The sequence below is a fragment of the Clostridioides sp. ZZV14-6387 genome (assembly GCF_020657835.1).
Taxonomy (GTDB): domain Bacteria; phylum Bacillota; class Clostridia; order Peptostreptococcales; family Peptostreptococcaceae; genus Clostridioides; species Clostridioides difficile_A.
The window spans coordinates 140,013-153,227 of sequence record NZ_JAGWCW010000002.1 but is presented as its reverse complement, the minus strand read 5'-3'; the positions used below and the strand labels follow the sequence as shown (position 1 = coordinate 153,227).

Here is a 13,215-nt window from a genome sequence, read left to right as displayed (position 1 = left end):
ATAAAAAACTAATTAAGATTATATATAAAAGGATTCATTTTTATGAATTCTTTTGTTCTTATTAACCTAAAAGTTGTGCTTTGATAACTTCCTTGTGGCATCTGTTTGGCTGTTGTATAATGATAGAAATTATAAAAATATAGACTTCAATATATTTGAAGTAAGTGTTTCATTATATTTTTAAAAAACGATATGGAGGAATTTAATAATGCAAGTTGATAAAAAAAAATCTATCGCAGAACAGTCGAGAATATGTCTAATTGAATCTTTATTATCTTTGATGTCAAAAAAAGATTATAGCAGTATAACTGTAACAGAAATTGCAGAGAATGCCTTACTATCACGAAGAACATTTTATAGAAATTTTAACAGTAAGAGAGAAATACTTGAAACATATTGCCAAAATTTATGTCAGGAATATATTGAATGTTTTAAGAATGAGAGTGATTTATCATTAAGTAATGTGACAGAACTATATTTTTCATTTTGGCAAAAACATGTTGAATTTTTAACTATGCTAAATAAAAATCATCTAATGTTTTTTTTATTAGAAAAGTATAACGAGTTTCTTCCTATTATCTATAAAATCTATAAAGGAGATGATAATAAGTTTAATATTCAAGAAGAAGTTACATATGCTATACTCTTTGTTTCTGGAGGATTTTGGAATATACTATCTGAATGGCTAAAAAACGGATTTGCCCAGACACCCAAAGAGATGTCTGAGATAATTCTAAAATCTATGAATTTATTTATAGAGGGTAAATAATTATAATATATAAACTAGAGCTGAAATTTTGTTCATGAAAACCTTCCTTCTAGGATATTACATTTGTGATATAAAATATGTTTTACTATAATCCACATAATTTAATTTCATGATGTAGAATAAACGATTCTTATGTAATTTATTATAGAATTATATCAAGAAATAGCTTATGGTAAAAATTGGAAAATATTATTATCGACAAAATCTTTGACTTAAAAACTATATTGCGATAGTATTAATTTAATAAAAGTATGAGAGGGGCGTTAGGCTATGACAATTTCAAAAATACCACAAGCAGAATTAAAAGTTATGAAGTTTATTTGGGAAAAAAATGATACAGTAACATCAAAAGAAACTATTGAAGCTATGGAGCAAAAATATGGATGGAAACAAACAACTACATTAACACTTTTATCAAGACTTGTTAAAAAACATTTTTTAAATGCAGAAAAGATAGATAGATATACTCATTACACAATAGTTGTTGGCCATAAAGAGTATTTAAGCGTTGAGACAAAAGATTTTTTGAGTAATATACATGATAATTCTTTACAGAGCTTGATTTCAGCATTACATGATGATGAAGTTATTGATAAAGATGTACTAGATTTATTTGAAAGTCATTTTAAAAACTTAGAAGAGGAGTAATTATATAAGTTAAAATTCTAAGTTTTTAATAGATGGCTGAAAAAATCCATAAATGGTATTATTTAATCAGTTACTCACTATTCATAAAGTAATATTAAATAGGTCCTAATTTAGTAGAGTACCTAAAACAATTGGAATAGGGAGTATCAAATTAAATGATACCACTTATCCTAGTAAATATCGATTTTTTAACATTTAAAATGATTTTATAACATATCAATATTCCTAAGTCTAAGTTATTATTTTTATTCAATCATATTAAAATCTACTTTATTATTTTTAATTGTTTAAAAGATAAATTTGTTTTTTCTTATTTATATATGAGGTAAATGTAAGAAATACTTTTTATATATTTTAAATTTATTGTTATTAATTAGATTATTAATACATCACAACTTATTTTAAAAATTTATTAAAAAAATTAAGTAATTATACCAAATCTAATTGTATCTTTGTGCTATAATTAGTATGTATTTTTTATTATATTATTTTATAAAAAAAATATAATTTAATTATTACTGAGGATATTATTATGTTAGATACATTTATAACACTTGTCTCTTCCATTGTAGAAATATGGGCATGTAAAAAAATTTTTGATTATACAAGTAAAGCAAAAATTAATTTTAAAAAACTAAATATATATTTCTTAATTTCTGTTTTTATTATTATTTCTTCTTTCTATATAAATATTGGAGCGGATAATAGAATTTGGATATGCATACTTATAACTGCTATCTTTTATAAGCTTAATTACAAAGTCAATATATATAAATGTCTAGTAATTTCTTTTTTTTATTGGTTGGTATTGATAGGTATAAATGCATTAAGTATGTTATTAGTAGTATCCATAAATAATTTGGATAATATGAATATTTTACTTAGTGGAAATTTATATAGGTATGAAGCTATATTCTTAGGGAAATTAATCTTAGTTACATTGCTTTATGTTTATAAAATTTCTAGTAAAAATTTTATAATTAGTAAAAAAGAGATATACATATGTGTTCCTATTATAGCAAATTTATTGTCATTTTTTATACTCTATGATTATATTATCAATCTTGTGAAAATTTCTCCAGAGAAAAGAATTGCTTTTTTAGCAATAGTTTTCTTATTAATACTATCTAATATTTCAATATTTGTATTAATACGTATAATACTTAAAATTAAAGTGAAAAAAATAATATAAATTATTTACATAAAAAGGAGATAGCAAATATATCCAAATGCTATCTTCTAACATAATCCATTTCAACTAAAAATTCACTTATAAATATATATATTGTATAAACAAATTAAGCTACCAATTCAAATATAAATTCTAATAAAATTCATTTAGAGAAAAAGTTAATAATTACTTTTTTATGTATAATTTTACATGGACTTATAGAAAGGTTATTTTATTAAAGAAAGATATAAGTATAAGTATAAATATAATTTAAAAAAGTGCTTTTAACTTTAAAAAATAATGTTAAAAAGTAAACATATACCATAACCTAAAAAGCAAGATTTTAAATCTTTTAAATGAGTCAATCTTACATATATTTCCGATAGATTATATTGATAAAAAACACTAAAATTAAATTAATAAAGTACTTGGAGGGATGTAAATGAAAGATGAAAATTTTATTAATATTGAATACGAAGATAAACGTTTTTCAATTAATATCAAAGAGATTTTGTACATAGAGAAACAAGAATATGAATCAAAGATTTATACCGAAAATGGTAATTACGAAGTTGGAGAAAATGCTCCTAGTATAAAAAAATTAATGAAAGAAGAAAATTTTTTCAAATGTAGTAATAGTTATATTGTAAATTTAGATAAGTGCGAGTTTTATCTTAGCAATAATTGTATTTTTGTAAATAATAATTTTATAAGAATTTTGGGTTCAGAAAGAAAAAAGAAGTTAAAAAAGAAATTAGAGAAATTATATGATTATGAAGATTAATTTTGAGAGGCTGTATTTTATACAGCCTCTTTATTTATTATATTATTAATAAATTTCAAGTTATGATAAAATATAAAACAAGTAACTTATTTAAATATAAAATTCTTTTTAAGAGAAAGGAAAAAGATATGGGAGATTATAATAAAATAGTTGAATCAAAAGATGATGTAGATACGAATAGAAGAAAATTAAAATATCCTTGTATCTATAAACATTTTAAAGGAAAATACTATGCTACAATGGGGCTTAGTAAGGCTACCAACAATGATGATATAGAAAATATTTGTAAATTATACAGCAAAGAAGATTTAAATAAAAACGAAAATAAATATAAGATAGTTATTAGGCACACTGAAAGAGAAGATGATATCTGTGTATATATAGATTTAGATGGAAAGTTTTATCATAAGGAAGAAAAAGACAAAAATGATTTAGTTCTATATAAGACTTTATACGATGATACAGGTATATTTGCAAGACCTTTGGATATGTTTTTATCAAAAGTAGATATAGATAAATATTTTAATCCAATCCAGAAATACAGATTTGAAGAATTCTATAAGTAATATGTGAAAATTATTTTTTATAAATTTATAAAAGCTCTGTTATAGAACAATAACTTGTGTAAATATAAAAGAGATTTATTGAAGATAATATACTAGATTAAATTATAAAATAGAACAAAGTAAAGTATTATATGATATAATTAAGTTTTGAGAAGTACTAATTTATATTTAATAAAAATGGGCATATATTAGGAGGGCATATGGGAAATACTTTTTATATAGTAAGACATGGACAAACAGATTGGAATCTTTTAGGGAAAACACAAGGACATGGTAATTCGGACCTTACTCCTCAAGGGATAGAACAAGCAAAAGAACTTTCTGAAGATATTGGAAAATATTCGATTGATTATATTTTTAGTAGTGACTTAGGAAGAGCAATGCAAACAGCTCAAATTTTAGGGGATAAACTTAACCTTGAAGTTCAAAAAACAGAAGCACTTAGAGAAATGGGTTTTGGAGTTTGGGAAGGACTTTTAATAAAAGAGATTCAAAAAGATTATTCAGATATATATTCAACATGGAGAAATGAACCACACTTAGTAAACATACCAGAAGGAGAAACTCTTAAACTCATAAAAGATAGAGTAGATGCTTTTATAAAAGAATTAAATGAAAAATATGATGATAAAAATATAATTCTTGTCACTCATTCAATCACATTAAGAGTTATGTTATTATCATTTTTAGAATCAGGTATGGAAAATATATATAGAATCAAGCAGGATAATACTGCTTTAAATATAGTAGAATTTAAAGATTATGGCCCTGTTATAATAAAAATGAATGATACAAGCCATATAAAAAATCATGTAAAGATAAATAATTCTGCATTAGAGTAATAATCAATTATAAGGAGAAGTTTATGAGTAAAGTTATAGTAGTTGGTGGAGGTGCTTCTGGAATGATGGCAGCTCTATCAGCTTCGAAAAATAATAATGAAGTGATACTAATTGAGAGAAATGGAGAATTAGGAAGAAAACTAAGAGCTACTGGTGGAGGTAGATGTAACTTTACCAACAATAGAGAGATAGAAGATTTTTTTGATAAAGTTGTTAATAATAAGAAATTTCTCTATAGCAGTTTCTACTCATTTACAAATAAAGACCTCATTTCGTATTTTGAAAGTAGAAATTTAGAATATAAAATTGAAGAAGAAAATGATAACAAAGTATATACTAAAAATGATAAATCCATAGAAGTGATAGAAGTACTAAATAAAGATTTAATCAACCACAATGTTAAGATAATGTACAATAAAAAAGTTATAGACATTATAACTGAAGACATAACTTCAGAAAATGATTCTAATAAAGACAAATCAAAGTGTCTAATAAGAGGAGTCATTTTAGATAATGGAGATAAGATATTGGGAGATAAGGTCATTATATCAACTGGAGGAGTGAGTTATTCAAAAACTGGTTCAGATGGTTCAATGTATAAGATTCTTCAAAATCATGGGCATACATTAAATAGTCTATATCCAGCCTTAGTTCCACTTACAATAGAAGAAAAATGGATTAAAGATTTACAAGGAATATCTATGAAGAATGTGGAAATATCTTGTAAGATTAAGAAAAAGAAAATATCAAAGACAGGAGACATGTTATTTGCACATTTTGGAATAACAGGACCCTGTGTGCTTATAATGTCATCTTATATTAATAAGACTATTGATAAAGAAAAGGTAGAATTAAATATAGATTTCTTACCAAGTTTAAATGCTGATGAAATCTCTAGTATAATCAGAGAATTTCCAAACAAAAATATCATAAATAATCTTAAACAAATACTACCTCAAAATTTCTTAAAAGAAATTCTTACGCTATTATCTTTAAATGATAAAAAAGCAAGTGATTTATCTAAAGTGGATGAAATTAAAATCATTGAGTATATAAAAAATATGAAGCTGACTTGTAATGGAACTACAGGTATAAACACTGGTATGGTTACTTCTGGTGGAATATCAGTCAAAGAAATTAACTCTTCCACTATGGAGTCTAAATTAATTAAGAATTTGTTTTTTACAGGTGAAGTAATTGATATAGATGCAGAAACTGGAGGATACAATTTACAAATAGCTTTTTCAACTGGATATCTTTCGGGTATTAGTGTATAAGTGTAGTTTTTAACTAACAATTAAATATGAATAAATAGAGGTGTATATATGGGTAATTTAGTTATAGCTGTAGATGGTCCAGCAGGAGCTGGAAAAAGTACAATAGCTAAAATAGTAGCAAAAAAGCTAGATATAAATTATATAGATACAGGTGCTATGTATAGAGCAGTTACTTATAAGTGTTTAAAAAGTAATATTGATGTCAATAATGAGAAAGAAGTTATTGAGATAGCTAAAAATTCGGATATAGATTTTAAGAATAATAATATTTACTTGGACAAAGAAATTATAAATGAAGAAATAAGAACAATAGAAGTAAGTAATAATGTTTCTGCTGTAGCCAAGATAAAAGAAGTAAGACAGTTAATGGTTGAAGTTCAACGCAGAATAGGAACAAAAAGTTCAGTAATATTAGATGGTAGAGATATAGGTTCATATGTTTTCCCAAATGCAGATTATAAATTCTTTTTAGTAGCTACTCCAGAAGAAAGAGGAAGTAGACGTTATAAAGAACTTTGTAATAAGGGATATAATACTACTTTAAAGGAAGTAATTGAAGATATAATAAAACGAGATGATATTGATTCAAACAGAGAATTTGCTCCATTAGTAAAAGCTAATGATGCACTAGAAATAGATACTACAGGGAAAACAATAGAAGAGGTTGTAGATGAAGTTGTCTCTAAAATAAATCTTTAGTTTGATGTATCATAATAAAATATAATGTAGTATTGAAGGGAGATAAACGTGAATTTTTATAGATTTGCAATAACTATTTTTAAAGGTTTTTCTAAACTGTTTTTTAAGTATGAGGTTATAGGTGCTGAGAATATTCCAGATAGAGGAAATATAGTAGTAGCCTCAAATCATAAGTCTAATCTTGACCCTGTATTTTTGGCTGCTGCTATAGAAAATAGAGAAATAGCTGCAATTGCAAAAAAAGAATTATTTAAAATTAAGCCATTAGGATTTTTATTAAAAAAATTGCATGTTATGCCGATAAATAGAGAGAAGCCAGATGTATCTACAATAAAAACTATTTTGAGGTCTATTAGAGATGGTTATATATTAGGTATATTCCCAGAAGGGACTAGAATTAAAGGGGATTCTTTTGGTAAAGCTAAGGCAGGTCTTTCTGTATTTACAATAAAGAGTAAGTCTAAAGTTGTTCCAGTATCGATAATATCTAAATATAAACTATTTAGTAAAGTAATTGTATATATTGGAGAACCGATATCGTTTGAAGAACATTTTAAAGAAAAATTGAGTAATGATGACCATGAAAGAATATCACAAGAGATTTTAGAAGTAATAAAACAAAATTACTTTAAATATTCAAAATAAGGGGGGAAAACCTGTGAATGTAAAAATAGCAAGACATGCTGGCTTTTGTTTTGGAGTTAAAAGAGCAATGAAAATGGCATGGGATGAAGTAGAAAAAAATAATTCTGGTATATATGCTCTAGGACCTCTTATTCATAATAAACAAGCAGTAGCAAAATATGAAGAAAAAGGTCTTAAGACTGTAGATGAAATTGATATAATACCAAATTATGAAAATATGATAATCAGGTCTCATGGAGTTCCTGAGAAAATATATAAAGAGGCAAAAGATAAAAAACTAAAAATAGTAGATACTACATGTCCATTTGTAAAGAAAATACATACAGTAGTAAGCGAGTATCATAATAAAGGCTATGAAATAATAGTTATTGGAGATATGAAACATCCAGAAGTAATAGGCATAAATGGATGGTGTGAAAATTCAGCAATAATAATAAAGACTGTAGAACAGATGGAAAATATGGACTTGGATAATTCAAAAAAATATTGTCTTGTGGCACAGACTACAATAAATCCAGATTTATATTCAAGTATAGTTGCTAAACTATCAGATAAACTGGAAAAAATTGTGTTTAATGATACTATTTGTTCAGCTACAAAGACAAGACAAGAATCAGCTAAAGAGTTGGCTAGAGAAGTTGATTGTATGGTAGTTATAGGGGGCAAACATAGCTCTAATACTCAAAAATTAGTAAAAGTTTGTGAAGATTTAGTTCCAACTTTTGCAATAGAAACTAAAGATGAATTGGATGTAGATATGCTTAAAAGATATAAAACATTAGGCATTACAGCGGGAGCATCTACACCTAATTGGATAATAGAAGAAGTTGTAACATTCATTGAAAATTTATAAGTTCAGTAAATAATACAGCATGTGGACATTGTTATAACATAGAACTTATCTATTTATCATATGTGATTTCATACTACATGTGATAAATAGATAGCCTAATATCAAAAAGTGTGTATCTTAATGTATGAGAAATTAATAATATAAGATGCGCACTTTTTAATATTAAGAATATAAAAGATAAATTGATATTGATTATCAATAACAAATAAAATATAATATAATTATTGTGAAATTAGGTAAGGAGGTAAATTAATGGAAATGCTAATATCTGCTTCTGAAGAAGCATTTTTACATGTAGGTTCTATGATTGGATTTTTTATTTTGTTATTTGGATATATTAATTATAAAACTAGTGGGAATTTTACTAATATAATATCAAAAAACAGAAAACTTCAACCTTTGATAGGGGCTTTAATTGGAGCTATACCAGGTTGTGGGGGAAGTTTAGCAATAATGCCATTATACATAAATGGGAAGTTGAGCTTTGGTGCAATAATCGCAAGTTTAATAGCTAGTATGGGAGATGCTGCATTTGTACTTATCTCAGCGAATATTAAGATGTATTTTTTTGTTACAATAGTTAGTACTATTACAGGAATAATAACTGGGCAGTTAGTAGATTGTTTTAAACTTGAAGAAAAATTAGGATTAAAAAAGCGAAGAGAATTGGATAAACACAGTATAAATAAAACCAACTCTAAAGAAGCACATAGTCATGATGAAATAATATTGGACAATCTTGCTAAATCTCATGGCAACACAAATAGACTTGCATTTATAATAACACATGGGAAAGGATATAAAATTTATATAGGAATTGTATTAATAGGTTTTATATTTATGTTGCTTGCTCACTCTGGGCTTAATCTACCTATAATTGAGAAGCTACATTCCTTAGAAGAAGCAATTGCAGTTATTGGAATATTATTTTCAATAATTTATATGTGGTGTTTTAAAAAAGTATTTAAAAATTCCAACCAAAAAGAAGAGGAAAATAAAAAGATTTCTCTAAGAGAAATGCTTATACACTCTGTTGGTGAAATATCATTTGTAATTACATGGATTTTTATTGCATATCTTATTTATGATTTGATAATATTAATTTTAGGTGGAGATGAATACTTAGTCAAACTAGTATTATCAACTGGCGTAATAAGTGTATTTATAGGTGCAGGTCTTGGACTTATTCCAGGGTGTGGTATACAAATTGTGCTTATGTCATTCTATTTGAAGGGAACTATACCACTTGGTGCAGTTATAGCCAACTCTATCTCCCAAGATGGAGATGCACTTTTTCCACTTCTAGCAATGGATAAAAAATCGTCTTTATGGGCCATGATTATTACCACTATACCAGCAATACTTGTAGGTATGATAGTTTATGTATTTTTAGGATAAAGATGATTATATAAGATAACTAAGAATGAATAATACAAGTTTATAAATTTATATTTCAAGATTAATAATAAGCAAGTGTAAAGTAAAAATTTAATATGACTGAGCTATTAAAGAGAACATGAGGGATAATATTATTTCTCATGTTCTCTCTGTTTAATTAAATGAATATTGGAACAAATTTCAAGTGATACTTTTTATTAAAACTCATATATAATATATATTAATAAATTAAATTATAATATGTAATACAACAAGTATATTGATATAAAAAACTTAAGAGGAGTTGTAAAAATGAGTACTTTAAAGAAAAAGTGTGATGTAGCAAGTGGAAGAGATAAAGCTGACATTGTACTTAAAAATGGAACAATCATAAATGTATTTACAGAAGAATTGATAGTGGGAGATGTGGCAATAGTGGAAGATACTATTGTTGGTATTGGGGATTACAATGGGAATGTAGAAATTGATTGTAGTGGTAAATATATATCACCTGGCTTTATTGATGCACATATGCATATTGAATCTACAATGGTAATGCCAATTGAATTATCAAAAAAATTATTGAAATCAGGTACGACAACTATCATCGCTGACCCACATGAATTGGTTAATGTAAAAGGAGCAAATGCAATAGATTTTTTATTAGAATCGACAAAAGATATACCACTTAATGTATATATTATGATGCCTTCATCTGTACCTGCGACAAGATTTGAAACTAATGGAATCGGTAAATTTTGTGCAAAAGACATGGAGAAGTATATACAGAATACTAGGATTTTAGGATTAGGAGAGGTAATGTGCTTTAATGATGTTATAGATTCTGAAAAAGAAATCTTAGATAAATTAGAAATTTTTAAAAGTAAGATTGTAGATGGACATGCTCCAAATATAAGTGGGAAATCACTTCAGACATATGTGTGTGCAGGAATAGAAAATGACCACGAATGTATAACTTTTGATGAGGTATATGAAAAATTGAGAGCAGGTCTAAAGATTTTAATAAGGGAAGGTAGTGCAGCGAAGAACTTGAAATCTATAGTAAAGGGATTGTTAAATCATAACTTACCAATTGAAGAATTTATGTTTTGTACAGATGATAAGCATTTAGATGATATAGAAAAACAAGGTCATATAAGATGGAATATAAAATGTGCAATTGATTTAGGTATGGAACCTATCAAAGCCATAAAGATTGCAACATATAATTCGGCAAAAGTATATGGGTTAAAAAAGATTGGAGCAATAGGAGCTGGTTATAAAGCTGATATTGTTGTGTTGAATAGTTTAAATGAAATGGAAGTGGAGAGTGTTTATAAAGATGGTAAATTGGTAACTAAAGAAATGTTCTCTAATTACAATTATGAGATTAAAGACAAAGAGTTACTCAATACAGTTAAATTTAAAGAGATTAGTAAAGAGAAAATACAGTTAAAATCAAATGAAAAAAATTATGTGATGGAAATTGTACCTTATCAAATTTTAACAAATAAATTGTATGAATCCATACCAAATGTAGATGGATATTTTATTCCAAATAAAGAGTATTCAAAGCTTTGTGTTGTTGAGAGACATAAAATGACTGGGAATATATCAATTGCACCACTAAAAGGCTTTGGAATAAAAAATGGAGCAATAGCCACTACTGTGGCTCATGATTCTCATAATATAATAGTTGCAGGAGATAATGATGATGACATAATAATTGCAATAAATTATTTGAAAGAAATTCAAGGTGGTTATGTAATTGTATCAAATGGAAAAGTTATTGCACACCTGAATCTTCAAGTCGCTGGATTAATTAGTACTCTTCAAGCTGAAGAAGTACAGGAAACGACTGACAATATGTTGGAGATAGCAAGAAATATGGGAGTGCCAAAGTATGTAGACCCTTTTATTACGCTTTCTTTTATGGCGCTTCCTGTTGTTCCACAAATAAGACTTACTGATTTAGGTTTGTTTGATGTTGAAGAATTTAAATTTATATAGATTATAATATTATAAAAACAACAATAAACAGACAGTATTTAATATATATTGAATACTGTCTATTTTAATTAGTCTATTATTTAAAGAGATTTTAAGTTTGAATAATAGACTTAAAGTATTTTTATTTATTTTTAGTATATAAATATATGAAAATTATATATTGATGAATTTTTATACATAAAAAATAAAATATTTTATTTACGAACAGATATATAGGGTAATAATATATACATAATATAAATTTATAAATAAAAATAAAAGGAGAGATATATATGTTGAGTATAGGAACAAAAGCACCAGAATTTACATTAGAAGATAAAGATGGAAATAAAGTAAGTATGTCAGATTTTAAAGGAAAAAAAGTAGTAGTATATTTTTATCCTAAAGATAATACACCAGGTTGCACACGCCAAGCTTGTGCTTTTAGAAATGCGTATGATGGGTTTAAAAAGGATGATGTACAAGTTATTGGTATAAGTAAAGATAGTATAAAATCACATCAAAAATTTGCAGAAAAACATGAACTGCCATTTATTTTACTTTCTGACCCTGATTTAGTTGCTATTAAAGCCTTTGATGTATGGAAAGAGAAAAAAATGTATGGAAAAACTGCATTGGGAGTTGTGCGAGCAACATATATCATAGATGAAAATGGAATTATTGAAAAGGTATTTGAAAAAGCAAAGCCAGATACAAATGCACAAGAAATTCTTGAATATTTGGAAAAACAGGAGTAATAGAAATTTATGATTATAATGTTATCACCAGCTAAAAATATGAAGCATGTAGAAACATTTGATAGAGAATTAAGTTTGCCTTGTTTTATAGATAATGTAAAAGAAATAGTGGAGAATATAAAAATATTTAGTATAGAAGATTTCAAAAACAAAATGAAAATCAATGAAAAACTAGCTACATTAAATAAAAATAGATTTGAGAGCATTAAGTTTGATAGACTTGGGAGTCCTGCAATCTTAACTTATGATGGAATGCAATATAAAAACATAGAAGCACATAGTTTTACAAAGCAAGATGAAGAATTTGCTGATGGTTGTATTCGAATCATAAGTGGATTGTATGGAGTTATAAAACCATATGACAGCATATATGAATATAGATTAGAAATGCAGACAAAATTACAGATACAAGAATTTAAGAATTTATATGAATATTGGGGAAATAGCATATATAAAGAACTAATTAAAGAAAAAAAGGCTATCGTCAATCTGACATCAAATGAATACAGTAAATCCATAGAAAAATTTATTAAAGATAGTGATACATATATTACATGTACTTTTAAGGTAAGTAAAAATGGTAAATTGAAAGTTGAATCTACACAAGCAAAGAAAGCTAGAGGAATGATGGTAAAATATATTGTAAAAAATAGAGTAAAAGATATTGAGGAACTAAAGAAGTTTAATTTAGGTGGATATAAGTATCAAGAAAAGTTATCTGATAATGGTGAATATGTATTTGTAAAAGAGTAGATAGTTTTAAATATTAAATAGTATTGTTAAATTTAGGTAAAATATGCTTATTGTGTATTGAATTGAGCTTAATTTTAAAATATA

At 26.0% G+C, this 13,215-nt stretch carries 13 protein-coding genes; all 13 read left to right on the top strand.

Annotated elements, in window-relative coordinates:
• Positions 1-208 precede the first annotated feature (208 nt).
• The 13 genes from KGF38_RS01875 to yaaA all read left to right on the top strand — a co-directional run bounded on the left by KGF38_RS01875 (position 209) and on the right by yaaA (position 13,131).
• The gene (locus KGF38_RS01875) at positions 209-769 is read left to right on the top strand and encodes a TetR/AcrR family transcriptional regulator (protein ID WP_054270287.1); all 561 of its coding nucleotides are present in this window, start codon (positions 209-211) and stop codon (positions 767-769) included.
• Positions 770-1,039: 270 nt separating this feature from the next.
• Positions 1,040-1,417: a BlaI/MecI/CopY family transcriptional regulator gene (locus KGF38_RS01870; protein WP_054270288.1), complete on the top strand. Its 378-nt coding sequence runs from the start codon at positions 1,040-1,042 to the stop codon at positions 1,415-1,417.
• 1,613 nt (positions 1,418-3,030) lie between these two features.
• Positions 3,031-3,372, top strand: a complete 342-nt coding sequence (locus KGF38_RS01865) for a LytTR family DNA-binding domain-containing protein (RefSeq protein WP_054270290.1) — start codon at positions 3,031-3,033, stop codon at positions 3,370-3,372.
• A 128-nt stretch (positions 3,373-3,500) separates the two neighbouring features.
• Complete coding sequence (locus KGF38_RS01860) at positions 3,501-3,938, top strand: DUF1653 domain-containing protein (protein ID WP_223195487.1); 438 nt, start codon at positions 3,501-3,503, stop codon at positions 3,936-3,938.
• Positions 3,939-4,138: 200 nt separating this feature from the next.
• Positions 4,139-4,780, top strand: coding sequence for a histidine phosphatase family protein (locus KGF38_RS01855; RefSeq protein ID WP_054270291.1), 642 nt, complete (start codon positions 4,139-4,141; stop codon positions 4,778-4,780).
• Positions 4,781-4,803: 23 nt separating this feature from the next.
• Positions 4,804-6,057 carry an NAD(P)/FAD-dependent oxidoreductase gene (locus tag KGF38_RS01850; RefSeq protein WP_054270292.1) on the top strand — a complete coding sequence of 418 codons (1,254 nt, stop codon included), beginning with the start codon at positions 4,804-4,806 and terminating at the stop codon, positions 6,055-6,057.
• 48 nt (positions 6,058-6,105) lie between these two features.
• Positions 6,106-6,756: a (d)CMP kinase gene (cmk, locus tag KGF38_RS01845; protein ID WP_074178130.1), complete on the top strand. Its 651-nt coding sequence runs from the start codon at positions 6,106-6,108 to the stop codon at positions 6,754-6,756.
• A 48-nt stretch (positions 6,757-6,804) separates the two neighbouring features.
• Positions 6,805-7,401: a lysophospholipid acyltransferase family protein gene (locus KGF38_RS01840; RefSeq protein ID WP_054270294.1), complete on the top strand. Its 597-nt coding sequence runs from the start codon at positions 6,805-6,807 to the stop codon at positions 7,399-7,401.
• A 13-nt stretch (positions 7,402-7,414) separates the two neighbouring features.
• The gene (locus KGF38_RS01835) at positions 7,415-8,254 is read left to right on the top strand and encodes a 4-hydroxy-3-methylbut-2-enyl diphosphate reductase (RefSeq protein WP_065388390.1); all 840 of its coding nucleotides are present in this window, start codon (positions 7,415-7,417) and stop codon (positions 8,252-8,254) included.
• Positions 8,255-8,506: 252 nt separating this feature from the next.
• Positions 8,507-9,652: a putative manganese transporter gene (locus KGF38_RS01830; RefSeq protein ID WP_074178131.1), complete on the top strand. Its 1,146-nt coding sequence runs from the start codon at positions 8,507-8,509 to the stop codon at positions 9,650-9,652.
• Positions 9,653-9,943: 291 nt separating this feature from the next.
• A complete protein-coding gene (gene ade / locus KGF38_RS01825; RefSeq protein ID WP_074178132.1) occupies positions 9,944-11,641 on the top strand; it encodes an adenine deaminase in 1,698 nt (565 codons plus the stop codon).
• 272 nt (positions 11,642-11,913) lie between these two features.
• Positions 11,914-12,378 (top strand): thioredoxin-dependent thiol peroxidase, encoded by a 465-nt coding sequence (bcp, locus tag KGF38_RS01820; protein ID WP_021384605.1) that lies wholly within the window; start codon positions 11,914-11,916, stop codon positions 12,376-12,378.
• A 9-nt stretch (positions 12,379-12,387) separates the two neighbouring features.
• Positions 12,388-13,131, top strand: coding sequence for a peroxide stress protein YaaA (yaaA, locus tag KGF38_RS01815; protein WP_074178133.1), 744 nt, complete (start codon positions 12,388-12,390; stop codon positions 13,129-13,131).
• Positions 13,132-13,215 lie beyond the last annotated feature (84 nt).